The organism is Shinella sp. WSD5-1, from assembly GCF_963942435.1.
In the GTDB taxonomy this organism is placed as follows: domain Bacteria; phylum Pseudomonadota; class Alphaproteobacteria; order Rhizobiales; family Rhizobiaceae; genus Shinella; species Shinella yambaruensis.
The window spans coordinates 251,956-268,455 of record NZ_OZ012598.1; the positions used below are offsets into that span (position 1 = coordinate 251,956).

Annotated in this window: 15 protein-coding genes; 11 read left to right on the forward strand and 4 right to left on the reverse strand. The window is 64.5% G+C overall.

The genetic code is table 11. The features are described 5' to 3' along the window. Positions 1-50 precede the first annotated feature (50 nt). Together repB and repC are read left to right on the forward strand one after the other, a co-directional pair. Entirely contained in the window at positions 51-1,025 is a 975-nt protein-coding gene (gene repB, locus AABQ55_RS27950; RefSeq protein WP_272808265.1) for a plasmid partitioning protein RepB, read from the forward strand. Between the two features lie 155 nt (positions 1,026-1,180). Next, complete coding sequence (repC, locus tag AABQ55_RS27955; RefSeq protein WP_272808449.1) at positions 1,181-2,401, forward strand: plasmid replication protein RepC; 1,221 nt, start codon at positions 1,181-1,183, stop codon at positions 2,399-2,401. 23 nt (positions 2,402-2,424) lie between these two features. On the opposite strand, the gene AABQ55_RS27960 is transcribed toward repC, so the two are convergent. The 3 genes from AABQ55_RS27960 to AABQ55_RS27970 form a co-directional block, all read right to left on the reverse strand. Further along, positions 2,425-2,742 carry a hypothetical protein gene (locus AABQ55_RS27960; protein ID WP_272808264.1) on the reverse strand — a complete coding sequence of 106 codons (318 nt, stop codon included), beginning with the start codon at positions 2,740-2,742 and terminating at the stop codon, positions 2,425-2,427. Positions 2,743-2,981: 239 nt separating this feature from the next. Beyond that, positions 2,982-4,094 carry a tyrosine-type recombinase/integrase gene (locus tag AABQ55_RS27965; RefSeq protein WP_272808263.1) on the reverse strand — a complete coding sequence of 371 codons (1,113 nt, stop codon included), beginning with the start codon at positions 4,092-4,094 and terminating at the stop codon, positions 2,982-2,984. Positions 4,095-4,785: 691 nt separating this feature from the next. Then, the gene (locus AABQ55_RS27970; protein WP_272808262.1) at positions 4,786-5,097 is read right to left on the reverse strand and encodes a hypothetical protein; all 312 of its coding nucleotides are present in this window, start codon (positions 5,095-5,097) and stop codon (positions 4,786-4,788) included. 139 nt (positions 5,098-5,236) lie between these two features. Here AABQ55_RS27970 and AABQ55_RS27975 point away from each other — a divergent pair, with 139 nt between their 5' ends. The 9 genes from AABQ55_RS27975 (at position 5,237) to AABQ55_RS28015 (ending at position 14,999) form a co-directional block, all read left to right on the forward strand. Further along, complete coding sequence (locus AABQ55_RS27975; RefSeq protein WP_244770668.1) at positions 5,237-6,397, forward strand: mandelate racemase/muconate lactonizing enzyme family protein; 1,161 nt, start codon at positions 5,237-5,239, stop codon at positions 6,395-6,397. 36 nt (positions 6,398-6,433) lie between these two features. After that, complete coding sequence (locus tag AABQ55_RS27980; protein WP_272808261.1) at positions 6,434-7,606, forward strand: M24 family metallopeptidase; 1,173 nt, start codon at positions 6,434-6,436, stop codon at positions 7,604-7,606. A gap of 112 nt (positions 7,607-7,718) precedes the next feature. Then, on the forward strand, positions 7,719-9,158 hold the full coding sequence (locus AABQ55_RS27985) for an amidohydrolase family protein (protein ID WP_272808260.1): 1,440 nt from the start codon (positions 7,719-7,721) through the stop codon (positions 9,156-9,158). Positions 9,159-9,812: 654 nt separating this feature from the next. Beyond that, positions 9,813-10,901 carry an NAD/NADP octopine/nopaline dehydrogenase family protein gene (locus tag AABQ55_RS27990; protein WP_272808259.1) on the forward strand — a complete coding sequence of 363 codons (1,089 nt, stop codon included), beginning with the start codon at positions 9,813-9,815 and terminating at the stop codon, positions 10,899-10,901. Continuing rightward, positions 10,898-11,788, forward strand: a complete 891-nt coding sequence (locus tag AABQ55_RS27995; RefSeq protein WP_272808258.1) for a dipicolinate synthase subunit DpsA — start codon at positions 10,898-10,900, stop codon at positions 11,786-11,788. The genes AABQ55_RS27990 and AABQ55_RS27995 overlap by 4 nt, the downstream gene beginning before the upstream one ends. Then, positions 11,785-13,131: a dihydroorotase gene (locus tag AABQ55_RS28000; protein WP_272808257.1), complete on the forward strand. Its 1,347-nt coding sequence runs from the start codon at positions 11,785-11,787 to the stop codon at positions 13,129-13,131. Before AABQ55_RS27995 ends, AABQ55_RS28000 begins: the two co-directional genes overlap by 4 nt. Further along, positions 13,110-13,811, forward strand: a complete 702-nt coding sequence (locus AABQ55_RS28005; protein ID WP_338341925.1) for a resolvase — start codon at positions 13,110-13,112, stop codon at positions 13,809-13,811. Before AABQ55_RS28000 ends, AABQ55_RS28005 begins: the two co-directional genes overlap by 22 nt. 1 nt (position 13,812) lies before the next feature. Then, complete coding sequence (locus AABQ55_RS28010) at positions 13,813-14,010, forward strand: 2-hydroxymuconate tautomerase (RefSeq protein ID WP_018431063.1); 198 nt, start codon at positions 13,813-13,815, stop codon at positions 14,008-14,010. Continuing rightward, positions 14,010-14,999 (forward strand): isochorismatase family protein, encoded by a 990-nt coding sequence (locus tag AABQ55_RS28015; protein WP_272808255.1) that lies wholly within the window; start codon positions 14,010-14,012, stop codon positions 14,997-14,999. Before AABQ55_RS28010 ends, AABQ55_RS28015 begins: the two co-directional genes overlap by 1 nt. Before the next feature lie 72 nt (positions 15,000-15,071). Here AABQ55_RS28015 and AABQ55_RS28020 read toward each other — a convergent pair whose 3' ends face one another. Next, positions 15,072-16,445 (reverse strand): cytosine deaminase, encoded by a 1,374-nt coding sequence (locus AABQ55_RS28020; protein ID WP_272808254.1) that lies wholly within the window; start codon positions 16,443-16,445, stop codon positions 15,072-15,074. Positions 16,446-16,500: the final 55 nt, after the last annotated feature.

A 16,500-nucleotide genomic window follows, 5' to 3' on the forward strand; every position in this document is an offset into this window, starting at 1 on the left:
GTATTTATTGAAGGAAAAACAATAGGCTGAGGCCTATCGGAACTGACAAGATGGCAAGAAAGAATCTCCTCGAAGGCCTGGCGGCCCTGACCGACGACAGCACCGTCGCCGCTTCCTATCCCATGCGGGGCGCCGGCAAGTCGCTTGTCCGCTCGCTCGACGAGCTTGCCAAGCAGGCGGACCGCTTCCTCGAAGGGGAAGCGGTCGTCGAGTTCGATCCGGACCTGATCGACGATTCCTTTGTGCAGGATCGCCTGGCGCAGGACAATGACGATTTCCGAGAGCTCGTCGAGGCAATCCGCGAACGGGGCCAGGACACGCCGATCCTCGTGCGGCCCCATGCGACGGCGGCCGGGCGCTACCAGGTCGTCTTCGGTCACCGGCGGTTGCGGGCGGCGCGGGAGCTCGGCCGCAAGGTCAAGGCAGTCGTCAAGTCGATCGACGACCGCACTCACGTCATCGCGCAGGGCCAGGAAAACTCCGCGCGCGCCAACCTGACCTTCATCGAGCGGGCGCTCTTCGCGCGGCGCCTGGAGGATCTCGGTTATGACCGGGAGGTCATTGCCTCGGCACTGGCCGCCAATGCGGCAGCGATCTCCAAGATGATGTCCGTCACTGAGCGCATCCCGGCCGACATCATCCGCGCGATCGGTGCGGCGCCGGGCATCGGGCGGGAACGCTGGGTTGAGCTTTCGCTCCTCGCCGGCAAGGCATCCAACAATGACAAGGTGCGCGGCATCGTCCGTGACGCCGACTTTCAGGCGCTGGCGCCGGACGAGCGCTTCCTGGCGCTCTATGCCGCGCTGAACAAGAGCACACGCCCGGTCCGGAAGGCCGAGCCCGCTTCGACCAAGGCCAAGTGGGAGCCGCAGGACAAGACTGTGCTGGCGGAGATCAAGAACAGCGGCAAGGTCTTTTCGCTGTCGATGAAGGCGAAGAATGCCGCCCGTTTCGGTGACTTTCTTTCGCGCAATCTGGACTCGCTCTATGCGCAGTTCCTGGACGAGGAAAACAAGGGAGACTGAACAGCAAAAGAAAAAGGCCCCCAAGCGGTTGCCCACGTGGAAGCCTCTCTCAGAACTAAGCACCCCGAGAATCGCATTTCCACGAATCACAGTCAAGAGTCTTTGGCACCCTTTTTGGTGAGCGGATTTCTTTTGCCTTTTGGAAGGTGAAGGAAATGCAGAGTGGATATGTGACGACGCCCTTCGGGCGGCGGCCGATGACGCTTGCGCTGGTGAAAAACCAGTTCGAGGCGGCCAATATCAAACGCGGGAAATCCGCCGACAAGTGGAAGATCTATCGTGACGCCTGCGATGCGCGTTCCCTGATGGGCCTGCGCGACCGGGCGCTAGCCGTTCTCAACGCGCTTTTATCGTTCCATCCCGAGGTGGAATTGAAGGAGGACGCCAATCTGATCGTCTTTCCTTCCAACGCGCAGCTCTCGGCACGGGCAAACGGCATTGCCGGCACGACCCTTCGTGAGAACCTGTCGCTCCTCGTTCAGGCGGGCCTCATCAACCGCCAGGACAGCCCCAATGGCAAGCGCTACGCGCGAAAGGGGAGGGATGGCGTGATCGAGACCGCCTATGGCTTCAGCCTGGCGCCCTTGCTCGCGCGCTCGGAAGAGCTTGCACGGATGGCCCAGCAGGTGGCTGAGGAGCGCCGGCACCAGAAGATCGTCCGGGAACGCATCTCCATCACGCGTCGGGATATCCGCAAGCTGATCTCCGCGGCGATGGAGGAGGGGGCTGCCGGCGACTGGAGCCTCATCGAGGATCACTATGTGGCGGCTGTCGCCCGGCTGCGTTTCGCAAAACAGGCAACCGAGCTGGAAGGATGCCTCGACGAATTGGCCCTGTTGCGCGATGAGATCGTCAACATGCTGGAAGATCAGCTTATTTCGAAAAAATCCGACACCAATGATGTCGAATACCGTCAGCATATACAAAATTCAAAATCCGACTCCATCCATGAACTTGAACCTAGCTCTGAAAAAGAGCAGGGCGAACCGTCGGTTTCCAACCGGGAGCGTCCAGCCGAACCGGGCAGGGCATTCCCGTTGGGCATGGTGCTGCGGGCGTGCCCGGAAATAGGGATGTACGGACCGGACGGGGCAATTTCCCGCTGGCGGGACCTGATGGCGGCCGCCGTGGTCGTCCGCTCGATGCTCGGGGTCAGCCCATCAGCCTATCAGGAGGCCTGCGAAACCATGGGACCCGAAAACGCGGCCGTCGCGATCGCCTGCATTCTCGAAAGGGCGGGGCATATCAGTTCGCCCGGCGGCTATCTGCGTGACCTGACACGGAAAGCGGCACGCGGCGAGTTCTCGCTCGGCCCCATGCTCATGGCGCTGCTGCGCGCGAATGGCAAGGCGGTGCCAGTCGAGAATGCCGGCTAGGCCATACATTTGCTAAAATTGTGCTAGCCTCGGCATGCCTCGGTGAGGTTGCGAACATGCACGGGATCCTGCCCGGTCGTCGAGAATGTCCGCATCTCTTGTCCGTCCGAGGCCAGCGTGAAACCACCGTGCAACAGATCGACAAGGCGTTGCTCCATCGACGTTTGGCCAGTGCAGGTCACGGCGAACACCACGTCGCCGGAGGAGGGGTCATAATAGGCTAGGGTCAGCGTCGGCGCTTGGTCTTCATGCAGAAACCAGCCTTTTGGTACGCTCGATTGGGCCGGAATGGCCATGGCGAGGATAAGGGACGAGATCGCTGCAGTGAACCGTCGCACCATGGAACCCTCCCCAGCCGGCCCCGACGATACTGGCCCCGTCCCCGCGACGCGCGCAAGCCCTTCTCTGTCGTGCGGCCCATCCGTCAACTGATGGCGCAGGGACGTTACCCGTCTCGCCGAGAGGGCAGGGGTCTTCCTGGCCGGTTCTAGCCACCGCCCTAATGCCGGCGATAGGAGGCTCATAAAACCGAGCTTGCACAGTCTCTGAGGAACCGGCTTCGAACCGGGCCGGCCCTCGGCTAAAGCCCGGCGGCCTTTGTGAGGTTGACGCGGAAGCGGTCTCGGCGGCGCTGGTAGCGGCGGGTCATCTCGGCCGAGGCGTGGCCGAGATGCTTCTGGACATGGCGCTCGTCGACCTCGGCCGAGGAGGCGAGCCCGGCGCGCAGCGAGTGGCCGGCGAAGGCCTGCATCCGCTCGGCCTCCGGCAGGTCGCCGCGCACCCCGGCGCAAAGCGCCGCCTTCTTGACGAGGCGCGCCACCTCCTGGTCGTTGAGCCGGTCCGGACCGACGGCCTTGCCCCGGCCCGTCACGCGGCGGAAGAGGGGGCCGCGGGCGATCTTGGCAAAGCGGATCCAGGTTTCCAGCGCGGCGACGGGACAGGTGGCATCGGAGGAACCTCGGCCGATCTCGACCTCGCGCCAGCCCGTCTTGCCGCGCAGCGTCACCAGCGCGCCCTTGTCGAAGATCTCGATCCAGCCGCGTCCGTCCTCGCTCTGGTCGCGGCCAAGGTCGAGGCCGACGATCTCCGAACGGCGCAGGCCCCCGGCAAAGCCGACGAGCAGCATGGCCCGGTCGCGCAGGCCCCGCAGCGTGCCGCGGTCGAGCGTCTCCAGCATGGCGATGAGGTCCTCGGGAAGCAGGGCCTCCTTCTGGCGCGGCGGGGCGGCATGGCGGTTGCGGATGCCGGCCATGACCGTGGCGATGGCGCGGTCCTTGCGGTCGAGGGGCTGGCCGCGCTGCGCGCAGTTCCAGCCGATCGCGGCAAGGCGCCGCTCGATGGTGGAGACGGTCTTCGGCTTGCCGCCGCGCTCTGCCGTGCCGGAGGCGCAGGCGGTGATGTAGAGGCCGACGACCTGCGGGTCGGCAGGGAAGGGGGAAACGTTCTGCCGGCGGCACCAGGCGGAAAAGTGCTTCCAGTCGGAGGCGTAGGCCTTTCGCGTGTTGGCGGCGCTGGCGGCCTCGACATAGGATCGGGCGCGTTCGGTGAGGTCCTGCAGGTGGGCCGGCAGGGCAGGGGAGGCGGACGGCGCGGCAACGGCGGTGGCCATGCCGTCGACGGCCGGCGCGCTGTGCGGCGGTGCAGAGGTCTGCGGAGGATGAAGTTCGCTGTTGCGGTCGTCGATTCGGCTCATTGCTTCATAATGAACACAACGACCGATAAGGCAAGCTTATCCGGCATTGTGGAGATTTTGCGAGCGGTGTTGTTTTGACGGGAAAAAAACGGTTAAACCGCTCGCACACTCTAGTTGTTTGCCATGGACTAGTCTGCGTGCTCTCTTCAGCGTCTCCTGTGAGACTGCCGCAGATTACCCGGCTGGGTGTTAAAAAAGCTGAAATATTGTAAGCGCTTAGGGCTTGTCTGGACCGGGTGCCGGCAATCTCGCGAAACCCAGAAATGTGGCTCTGTCGCCGAACGGCTGACCGCCTGCGGTGAGGACGAAGCGATGCTGCTCGCTCGCGCTTTACGGATGGGTGCTTTTGGCCTTCGAAGAAGTTTCCGTGCGAAGGGCCCGCCCTCTCCTCGAAGGCCGTTGCTGAACTGGCCAGATTTGCATGGGACGACCGGCTTGCCGTGGATACCGCACCGGCCTCAGTGCTTCGGCGGCAAGTGCGATCGCCGAAGCATGCCTGCCTGTCGTGACAGATGAGGAAGCGATAATTTTGTCATGGGCAGCTCTTTGGAGGCGTGCATTCGGCGCTGGACGATGCGGCATGTCCTTCAGGGTGGACGGGCAAAGCAACGGACGGCGATATCTGCACCCGTCTTTGCGGGTTTACACGCCGTCACTCAAAATGGCGCTCTCCGGTGCAGAGGCGAGGATCTCAGCGGTTCTGCACCGCGTCGGCTTCCTGGCTGACGTGCCGTTCGAACTTTGCCAGCAGGCGATGCATGGCTCTGCGTGCTTCCTCGAAGTCGGGGGACGCGGCCCTGGCTGCCCGGTCGGCTTCATATGCTGCTCTGGACGCGAACCTGCACTCCCAGCGGACATCGGGACCGTCTCCTTCCAGCTTGACGAGGATCAGCCCTGGCTCGAGCCCGAGCCCGCGCCTGATCTCGCTTGCCTTGCGGCGCTGCTCGAGCACCGCGTCGGCCAGGCCCTCCCTGGCGAAGTAGTTGGTCGCTTCGACGATCATGTTTTCCCTCCCGCCTGCCGGTGCAAAAAATCGATCCGGCCATCCTTGACATTCCAAATCATGATCATAAAGTGTGATCACAATAGATGATCGCATTTTACAACGAGATGTCTGCGACGACAAGGAGAAGGTGGAGCCAGTGCCAACGATCAAGTCCATCGAAACATTGATTGTCCAATTGCCCACGCGGCGCGAGCACAAGTGGGCGGGCCTCACCGAGGTCATCGGCCGCTACGTCATGGTCAGGATGACCGATAGCGACGGCCGGGTCGGATGGGGCGAGGCGCCGGCGCTCAAGGACTGGGGCGGGGAATTCGGCCGCTATTTCGGCGAATCCGCCATGATCACCCGCGCGGTCATCGACACCTATCTCGCGCCCGCGGTCATCGGGCTGGAACTCGGCAATTTCGCGGAACTGCATGCCCGGATGGATGCGATCATCCGTGGTTATCCCTATTCGAAGGCTGCGGTCGAGTTTGCGGCCTATGATCTTGCCGGCCGCTGGCTGAACGTTCCCGTGCACACCCTGCTCGGCGGCAAGGCGCGTGAACGGGTGCCGGTCACCCATTCCATCGGCCTGATCTCCATCGAAGAGGCGCGGTCCGAGGTCGCCAAGCTGGTCGCGGAAGGCGTCAGGACGATCAAGGTGAAGATCGGCGTCGATCCGGCGCGGGACGTTGCCATGGTCGATGCCGTGCGGGAGGTCGCCGGCGATGCGGTCGAGATCTGCGTCGATGCCAACGAGGGCTACAAGACGCCGGGCGAGGCCGTGCAGACCGTGCGCAAGATGGAGAAGAACGGGCTCAAATATGTCGAGCAGCCGGTGATGGGCATCGAGCGGATCGCCGAGGTCGGGCGCCGGATCGACGCGCCGGTCATGGCCGACGAATCGGCCTGGAATGCCCATGATTCCATCCAGATCGTCCAGAATGGCGGTATCCAGATCGTCTCGATCTACACGACAAAGGCGGGCGGCCTCTACAAGGCGATGGAGGTGGGCGCGGTCTGCCGGGCCGCCGGCATCCTCTGCAACGTCAACGGATCGATCGAGACCGGCATTGGCAACCTCGCCAATGTCCAGCTCGCCGCCGCGTCACCGGCGGTGACCTTGTCCTGCGTCATTCCCGTATCGACGCCGGCCGAGGCGCAGCATGGCCAGGTTGGCGGCATCTACTACAAGGACGACCTTCTGGTCGAGCCGATGCAGTTCGTCGATGGCGCGATCGTCGTGCCGACGGGGCCTGGCATGGGCATCGATGTCGATCTTGCCAAGGTCGAGAAATATCGCGTTCGCGACTGAGCGTCCGCCAGCAAACGCAAGGAGAGAGGAAAGAACATGCGGGCAGAAATCGTTGCAAAACAGGTCAGGGCCATGGCGGAGCATGGGCTCGATGCCATCATTTGCTCCTCGCCTGAGAACTTTGCCTATACGGCAGGCTTCGTCGTTCCGTCGCAACCGCTGATACGCCATCGCCACGCGATGACGATCGTCACCGCCGACGGGCGCAGCGCCATTTTCGGTGTCGATATGGAAGCGTCGACGATCAAGCGGCGCATGCCCGACGTGCCGTCACGCATCTGGGCGGAGTTTTCCGATGACCCGATGCTGGTCCTTGCGGACCAGCTCTCCGGTCTTGGCCTTGCGGCGGCGCGCATCGGCCTCGAGATGGACTATCTGCCTGCCGGCGACTTCGCCCGCCTGATCGCGGCGATGCCCGGCGCGCGCTTCGAGCACGCCGAGCCGATCCTCGCGCGGCTGCGCCAGATCAAGACGGCCGAGGAGATCACGCTGCTCAGCAGACTGTCGCGCATCGCCGACCAGGCCATTGCCGACGCGCTGGCGGAGGTGGATGCGGGCGACAGCGAAATGGATATTGCCGGGCACCTGACGCGCAACGTCTATTCGCTTGGCGCGGAGCATTTCAAGCTCCTCATCGTCGCCACCGGCGAGCGTAGCGTGCTGCCGAATGTCGGCCCGTCCGACCGCATCCTCAAGCGCGGGGATGTCTGCCGCGTGGAAATCTTCTCCGTCATCGACGGCTACCAGGCCGGCGTCTGCCGGACGGCCATCGTCGGCGAAGCGCCGCCCATGGCCGACAAGATCTGGACCCATCTGGTGGAATGCAAGTACGAGATCATGGAGAAGGTGAAGCCGGGTGCCAGCTGCCGCGCGATCTACGACGCGTTCATCGCCAAGCTCGCCAAGCTCGACCTGCCGCCGATCTCCTTCGTCGGCCACGGAATCGGCCTTCATCTCCATGAGGATCCCTATCTCGGCCTCACGCCGGTGCTCGGCAAGCCGGGCAGCGACGCGCCGCTGGAGGAAAACATGGTCCTCGGTTTCGAGCCGCTCTGCTACAACACCGGCTACGGCTTTGGCATGCAGAACAAGGACATGCTGCTTGTGACGTCGAACGGATCGGAACTCCTGTCCGACTACACGAACACGGACAAGCTCATCGTCTGCGGCACCGCCAGGCAGGGCGTGAAGGCACAGGCCGTCGCCTGAGGGCGCTACGGCGGCCGGGCCGGTGTCCTGCCCGGCCGCCATGAGTGTCGCCCGCCATCTCGCGCGGCGGGCGATCGGGAGGGAAACGTGTTGAAGCATTGGGTGGAGCCGCATGCGTACGCTGATTGAAAATCTGAACTTCGCTTTCACGGTCGACAAGGACGACACGGTGCTGCGCAATGCCAGCGTGGTGATCGAGAACGACTGCATCGCCGACATCGGAGCGGCGGATGAAGTCAAGGCGCGCCACCAGGGCGGGGTTTTCGACAAGGTGATCGACGGCAGGATGCTGGGCATGTGCCCGGGCTTCGTCGACAGCCACGTCCATCTGTCGGAAACGCTTTCGCGCGCGGTCTTCCCCGACAATCTTAACACGCGCGCCTGGGTCTTCCACTGGGCCAAGCCCTTCTACGCTTTCATCACGGAAGAGGACGAATATTGGGGCGCGCTGCTCGGCATCACGGAGATGCTCCGATGCGGCACGACCTGCTTCCTCGACATGGGCTCGCAATACGATCCCGGGATCGTCATCCGGGCGATGGAAAAGACCGGCATGCGCGGCATTACCGGCCGCCATGCCGCGGACAACCGGCCGGCCGAGCTGCCGCGTGGCTGGACCGAGGAAATGGCCGAGCATCATTTCTTCCCGGACGCGCAGACGGCGCTGAAGGTGCTGGAGGAATGCGTCACACGCTACAACAACACGCTCGACGGCCGCGCCCGCTGCTGGGTGAACATCGAGGGCAAGGAGCCGTGCAGCCTCGAACTGCATGTCGGCGCCGTCACGCTGGCCGAGAAGCTGGGCGTCGGCACGACCTACCACCTGGCGACCTCGATCGAGGAGGCCAGGGTCTGCGAGAGCAAATATGGCTGCTGGCCGATCACCCGGGTCGACCAGGCCGGCGGCATCCGCAAGAATCTCGTCATCGCCCATGGTGCGGCGGTATCGGACGAGGAGGTCAGGCTGCTGGCGGAGCGGGGCGCGAGCGTCGCCTTCTGCCCGTGCTCTTCCTTCAAGCTCGGCAAGGGCGCGACGTCCATCGGCAAATATCCCGAAATGGTCAAGGCCGGCGTCAAGGTCGGGCTTGGGACCGATGGCGTGTCGGCGGCTGGCAACATGAACCTCATGCGGCAGATGCTGGTCGTGGCCGGGATGTTCAAGGATGCGCGGTTGAAGCCCGACGTCTTCACCGCGCGCGAGGCGCTGCGCGCCGCCACCATCGAAGGGGCGCGGGCCCTGATGTGGGACGATGAAATCGGCTCGCTCGAAGTGGGCAAGAAGGCGGATTTCATTCTCTTCGACCTCGACCATATCGAGTGGACGCCGTTCTACGATCCGTTGCAGGCGCTGGTCTTCTCCGCATCCACCGCGTCGATCACGCAGACCTGGGTGGACGGCAAGGCACTTTATGCCGACGGCAAGGTGCAGGGCGTCGACGAGGCGGCGATCCGCGCCAAGGCCCGCGAACTGGCCGCCGCCGCGGTGGTGCGGGCCGGTCTCCACCACGGGAATGTCGAGACGACCACGACGCTCTACGACGAAGGAAACTGAGCCGGGGCCTGTCTGGCCGGCGTTCGGCGCCGGCCGGGGCAAGCTGCGGCCGAGAGGCTGCCCTGAAGTCTGCCTTGTCGGAAGCGGGCGCTTTGGGGCGGCATGTCGAAGCTCGGCCTGTCGGCCTGGCTGAAGGGTGGCCGCGCAGCAATGGTGCGCTGCCGTCGAAGGTCCGACGGGTGGTCTCGTTCCGGGCACCGTGCGCTGCAGGGGATACCATAAAGCTGCCGTTCATGATGGTGGTGTTGGACTTCTCGGCCCCCTGCATCGCGGATCGCGCCGAAAGGGCGTGCCGCTGGATGATGCCGTAGAAACAATATTCCGGAAGGAAGTCGGTGAAGCGGATCACGCTGGGTGTGCGGGAGCCGATAAATCTGCTCATTCGCGACGGATTCAGTGCGAAACCCGGTGTGGGCGCCGGCGAGCATCCGTCCGGATAAGACGGGCGCATGGTTCTCGCCCGGCGGGGCAAGCAGCCTTCACCGATCGGGCGAATTGAGCATGCGAAAGCATATTCTTCTGCTTGACAATTCTATCTGTGATCATAAAGTGTGATCAAAGTTGTTGAGGAGCAACCAGTGGAGCCGGGACCTTAAGCCCGCTCCGGGAATGGGGACAGGTGGTCTTGCCCACGCTTTCCCCCGGGAGGACAGAATGAAGGTAACAGTACTAGGTGCAGGCGCCGGTGGGGCGGCTTCGGTTGCGGAGCTGGTCCAGGCCGGGCACGACGTGCATTTCTGGGCGAGATCGGCCGAAACGCTGGAGCCGCATATCAAACTCGGCGGCGTTGCCCATGAAGGCAAGCTCGGCGAGGGTGTCGCCAAGCCGGCGCTGATCACCACCGACCTCAAGGCGGCGATCGCGGGGGTCGATGTCGCGGTGGTGGCACTGCCGACCTTTTCGCATTCGCCGATTGCCGCGGCGCTCGCGGCCGCAGGCTGGCCCTCGTCCAGCCCCGTCATCCTCAATCCGGGCCATACCGGCGGCGCCCTGGAGTTTGCGCAAACCTTCGCGCGCAGCGGGCGTGCGGCGCCGGCCGTGGTCGAGTTCTCGACGCTGACCTATGTGGCGCGCAAGTATCGCCCGGACGGCGTGACGGTTTCCGGCCGGGCCAAGCGGCTCAAGGCGGCCGCCCTGAAGGGTGGGGCGGAGGTTCTGGAGATCGCCGGCAAGCTCTTTCCGGGCCTCGATCCCGTTGCCGATGTCATCGCCTCGGACCTTTCCAACGTCAACATGGTCCTGCATCCGCCGGGCGCAGTGCTGGCGGCCGCATGGGTGGAGGCGACGGGTGGCAACTTCACCTTCTATGTCGATGCCATGACCCCCGGCGTTGCCCGCGTCATGAAGCAGCTCGACGAGGAACGGCTGGCGGTCGCCAGGGCTTTCGGGCACGACCTGCCGAACCTGATCGAGGAGATGAAGCTTCTCGGCACGGTAGAGGCGGATGTGGTCGACACCAGCGACTACCGGGCGGCAATTGCCGGCGGCGAAGCCAACAAGCGCATCAAGGGACCCGACTCCCTGGAATACCGCTACTACAAGGAGGATTTCGGTCACGGCCTGCTGCCGTTCCTTGAATTTGCGCGGATCGGCGGCGTCGAGACGCCGGTGGCCCATTCCCTCTACAGCCTGGCGCAGATCGCGGTCGGCGCCAACTATCGCGAGGGCGGCCGTACCGCCGAGGCGATGGGCATAGCAGGGATGAGCAAGGAGCAGGTGATCGAGAAGGTGAGGGCGAAATGAGCTGGAAGAACACCGTCATCGCGGTCGTCGCCGGGGATGCCCGCGAGCAGGAGATTGCCCGCTGTGCCCTGCGGGCCGGCGCGACCGTTCGGGCCTATGGTTTCCCCTGGCCGGACGAGGGCATCGAGGGCGTCTACCACGCTAAGGACGCGGCCGACGCGCTGAAGGGGGCCGACATCGCCCTCTTCCCGATCCCCGGCATCACGGCGGAGGGCGCGCTGTTCGCGCCGAAGTGCCCCGAGAAGATCATCCCGACGCGCGACATGCTCGCGGGCATGAACAAGCCGGGCCACATCATCCTCGGCTGGGCCGACGCTAATCTGAAGGGGCATTGCGAGGCGCTCGGCATCACGCTGCACGAATATGAGTGGGATGTCGATCTGATGCTGCTGCGCGGCCCCGCCATCGTCGAGGGTGTGCTCAAGGTGATCATCGAGAACACGCAGATCACCATCCACAAGTCGAACGTCATGCTCGTGGGACAGGGCACCATCGGCTCGTTGCTGACCAACACGCTGGTGGCGCTCGGTGCCCATGTCCATGTCGCGGCGCGAAACCCGGTGCAGCGGGCCGCGGCCTATGCGGCCGGCGCGCAGTCGCTGACATTGGAGGAGCTGCCGGACTACCTGCCCCGGATGGATATCGTCATCGGCAGCGTTCCGAAGCGCCTGATGGAGCGTGCGCAGCTCGAACTGCTGCCCAAGCATGCGCTTCTGGTGGATGTGGCGGCCCCGCCCGGCACGATCGACCGCGAGGCGGCCGGTGAACTCGGGCTGAAGGCGATCTGGGCCCGGGGCATGGGCGCGCGCGCGCCGATCACCGTTGGGCGCAGCCAGTGGACCGGCATCAGCCGGCGTATCGAAGGCATATTGGAGCAAAAGCAATGAAGGCGGATCTCGTCATCAAGAACGCCCGCGTGGTTCGCCACGACGGCGAATATTTCGGCGGGGTCGCCGTCAAGGACGGCAAGATCGTGCTGACCGGGGCGGACGAGGTCCTGCCGGAAGCCACCCGCACCATCGATGCCGGGGGCCGGGTCCTGATGCCGGGCCTGATCGACCCGCATTGCCATCTCGGTGTGAAGTTCCCCTTCCCGGAGGACATGCGGACCGAGACGGCCGCCGCCGCCTCCGGTGGCGTAACGACGGCGCTGCTCTACATCCGCAATCTGAAGGAATCCTACCTGCCCTTCTACGAGGAGCGCAAGGCGCTGGGGGAGGAGAATGCGGTTATCGATTTCGGCTTCCACTTCGGCATCCAGCGCGAGGAGCACATCGCCGAAATCCCTGAAATCGTCGCCAAGACCGGCGTGAAGTCCTTCAAATGCTATTTCGGCTATGAGCCCGACAACCCGATCGGCATCGTCCCGGCGACCGACGGCTGGGTCTACGCCGCCATGCGCATCCTGTCGAAGATCCCCGGCGCGGTGATCAACGTGCATTGCGAGAACACCCAGATCGCCTCGTGGATCAAGAAGGAGATCGCCGCGACCGGCCGCCAGGACCTCGGCGCCTACACGGAATCGCGCCCGGCCTTCTGCGAGGTCGAAACGATCCGGCGCATGATCTTCCTGGCCGAGAAGACCGGTTGCTCGCTGCATCTCGTGCACACATCGGTCGGCATGGGGCCGGTCCTCGCCGCCGAAGCGCAGGCCCGCGGCATCCATGTCACGGTGGAAACCTGCCCGCATTACCTGACGCGCACCTGCTACGACGACGATCTCGACATGCGCGCCAAGATCTCGCCGCCGCTGCGCGACCGCAACGAACTCGAGGGCCTGTGGGCCGGCATGCTCAACGGCTCGGTCTACAGCCTGGGCACCGACCATGTGCCGTTCCTGCCCAAGAAGCTCGAGGATCTCTGGACGGAGTTCCCCGGTGTCGTCAGCTTCCCCTGGGAACTGTCGCTGATGCTGCACTTCGGCGTGCACCAGCGCGGGCTGCCGCTCAGCCGCCTGGTCGAGCTCAACTCGTTCAATCCGGCCCGCCGCTTCGGCCTCTGGCCGCGCAAGGGCCATATCGATGTCGGCTTCGATGCGGACCTCGTTCTGGTCGATCTTGATGAGGAGCGCACGGTCGAGCACACCGGCAAGGGCACCTGCATCTACGAGGGCTGGACCCTGAAGGGCTGGCCGGTGATGACGGTCGCCCGCGGCGAGGTCGTCTATGAAAACGGCGCGGTCGACGAGCGGCATTACGGCCGTGGCCGTTGCGTGACCGTGCCGGCATGACCGTGGCGATTCCCGACCATCTCGACCTGGCCGGCCGGGTCCCGCTGACACCGGCGCGACTGCCGGTGCGCGAGGCCGTCGCCAGGATCGTCGGCCGCAAGGCGTCGATCCGCCAGGAGAGACTGTCGGGCATCCACAATCCCTGGGGCCACGGCATCGCCTTGACCGACCCCTGGGCCTTCCTCGAACTGTGCGAGAGCGACCTCGTCGTGGACGCGGCGAGGAGCGTGCTCGGGGCCGATATAATCCTCTGGGACAGCGAACTGTTCACAGAGGCCGGTCGATATCGCGCGTTTCTGGATGCGCGCAGGGAAGGCCGGTACTGGCCGGTGGCGCCGCTCGCCGGCGCCGTTGTGCTCGTGCCTGTCGCCGGAGAAGATCCTATTCCGCGGGCCGTTCCGCTGGCGGCGATGGGTCCCGAGGCGCTTTGCGGCCTTGAGGATGCGGAGCCGCTTTACGTGATCCGGCTGATGCCGGCGACGAGCCGCTTCGTGCGGGAGCCTGCGCATCCGGCCAACCGGGCCTGCATGGAAGAGCAGGTCCTGGTGAACTATTCGAACCGCCCGCTCTGGCTGCTCTCCGGCGCCGACCGGGCCGACAATGACCTGGTTTCGGGCTTTGCGTCCGCCGTGCCCGTCTGGGCCTCCGGCGCCACGCCCGCTGAAAGAGAGGAGACATAGAATGCCATTCGTCGTCGTCGAAATGTGGGAGGGGCGCACCGTCGAGCAGAAGCGCAACCTCGTGAAAGCCATCACCAAGGCCATGGTCGAAGAGGCCGCCTGCAAGCCGGATCACCTGCATGTTGTGATCCACGAGACGCCCAAGGATAGCTGGGGCCGCGGCGGCGTGCTCGGCATCGACATGGTGGAGCACAAGTGATGGCCCTTGAAACCCTCGACTATCGCAAGTCGGCGCTTCTGGTCATCGACCTGCAGAATGCGTTCATTCACGAGGAGGGAACGCTGGGTGTTTCCGGCGTCGACACCAAACGGCTCTCCTCCATCGTGCCGCCGCTGGCCAAGCTCATCAAGCGTTGCCAGGACACGGGCATCCCGGTCATCTGGACGATGCAGGAGCATTTTGCGATCGACCACAACCGCGCGAGGAAAAAGCTGCTCGGCCATACCGCGCGCCGCAAGCGCGTTTCCGCGCTTGCCGGAACCTGGGACGAGCAGATCATCGACGAATTGAAGGACCTTGCGGATTTCGATCCGGCCTTCGTCATCCGCAAGCATCGTTTCGGCGCGTTCTACGAGACGCGTCTCGAGATGATGCTGAAGATGCTGGGCACCCAGCATCTCTTCATTACCGGGGCGACCACCAATGCCTGCGTGGAGACCTCCATTCGCGAAGCCTATCTGCGCGACCTCGACGTCATTGCCGTCGATGACTGCATCTCGGGGGTGAATGCCGATTGGGAGGCGACGGCCAAGCAGGTGTGGAAGCAGTATTTCTGCGAGATCGCTCCCTCTTCCGAAGTGCTCGACTGGATCGGCGAACAGGTCAAGCCGCGCGTGACGAATTATGGCCACCAGCTGATCATGGTCGATGATATCGACACGTCGGTCGATTTCTACACCAACCTGCTGGGTTTCACGATCCGCCCGGCCAAGCCGCTCGCCGACGGCCGCCCGTTCACCGCCTTCCATCAGGGGATCGCCCTCATCCACGGCAAGACGCGCGAGCACCGTCAGCTCGACCATATCGCCTTCGAGGTCAACGATGTGCGCGCCATGGATGCGAAGCTGAAGAAAGCCGGCGTCCGCTACTATACCGACCTTCACGACGGTCCCTATGGTCTGACGATCTATATCGCCGACCCGGATGGTACGAAGGTCGAGCTCTACCAGGTCGGCGCGACGGCCTGATCTGCTTCGAGATGATCGGAATGTTGGGAACCCCGCCTGACCAGGCGGGGTTTTTCTTGGCGGGCCGGTGCTTCAGGTAAGCGCAAATCCCTCCAGCGAATCCAGTTCCGCATAGGCGGGCAGGGGGGCCGAGCTCGGGGAACCGTTTCGGATGACGATACGGTCGCTCTCCGCCCGGGAGAGGATCTCCGACCAGGAGCGTCCCTCGAAAAGGATCAGGTCGGCCGGTTGCCCTGCTGCGATGGCGCCGTGGCCGTTCAGGCGCATGATCCCGGCCGGCGTCGTAGAAACCGCCTTGATCCAGTCGCCGTGGGGATGGTCGAGATGAAGGGCACGCGTGCCGAGGCGGAACGTATCGAGCATGTCCAGGTCCCCGTAGGAATTGAACGGGTCGCGCGTGTTGTCCGAGGCGAGCGCGACGGCTATTCCGCGCCGCTTCATTTCATGCAGCAGGGTGACGCCGCGCCAGCGTGGCGACGTGCCGTCCTTCCTGCGATCCTGGAGGTAGAGGTTGCAGGTCGGCAGCGATACGACGGTGATGCCGGCCGCCGCGACCTTGTCGAGCGTCGCGTCGACAATCGCGGTTTCCTGCATCGCCAGGGAGCAGCAGTGTCCGGCCACTATCCTGCCGGCGAAAGAGGAGCGCAAGGCCGTTTCGGCGATGCGGCACAGCATATCGGCGGCCGGGTCGGCACTCTCGTCGGCATGAAAGTCGAGATCGAGGCCGTAGTGCGAGGCGGCACGGAACATCCGGTCGAGCAGGTGATCGATATCGGGCACCGGATAGGCGACGGCGCCGAGGATCCCTCCGGCATCGGCGACGCGTTTTGCGATGTCGCGCAGGAATGCATCGTCCCGTGCCATGTCGATGGGGAACAGGCAGGAAGCCTGTAGCGCGAGCCGCCCGCGCCAATGCTGGCGGAGTTCCGTGAACAGGGGCCAGGAGATTTCGGCCTGCGGCGGCTGCGAATCGAGGTGCGTGCGAATGGCGGATGTGCCGTAGTGAAAGGCCGAGCGAAGGGCGAACTCGATGCGCCTGCCAAGGTCGCCGGCTGACCATCGTGCCGTGCGGTCGCTGCGCGTCGCCGCCAGCGCGCCGTCGAACGTCCCGTCCGCCGCGGGCGTGCGCGGCAGGATGTGGCCCTTGTCGAGATGCGTGTGGCAATCGACGAAGGGCGGCAGCGCGACGCGCCCGCCGACGTCGATGAGCGGCAAGTTCGGGTCGTTCGCCGTGGTGGTGCGCGGACGTGCAGGCGTTATTGCTAATATTCTGCCCTTCTCTACACTCACATCGGCCAGGAAGAACGCGCTGTCTGCGGCATCGGCAGCGTCCGCCCTTGTGGTCGCCGTGTGAAGCCGCACGTTGCGCAGCACATAGCGGCCGAGACCGGCGGCGCGGTCGATATGGGCACGCAAGGCGGATTGGTCGGAAACGGTCGCAGTCATGTCTCATTCTCCCATCGGAGTCTCAGGGCGACTTTTCCGTCGGCTGGCGTCTGCG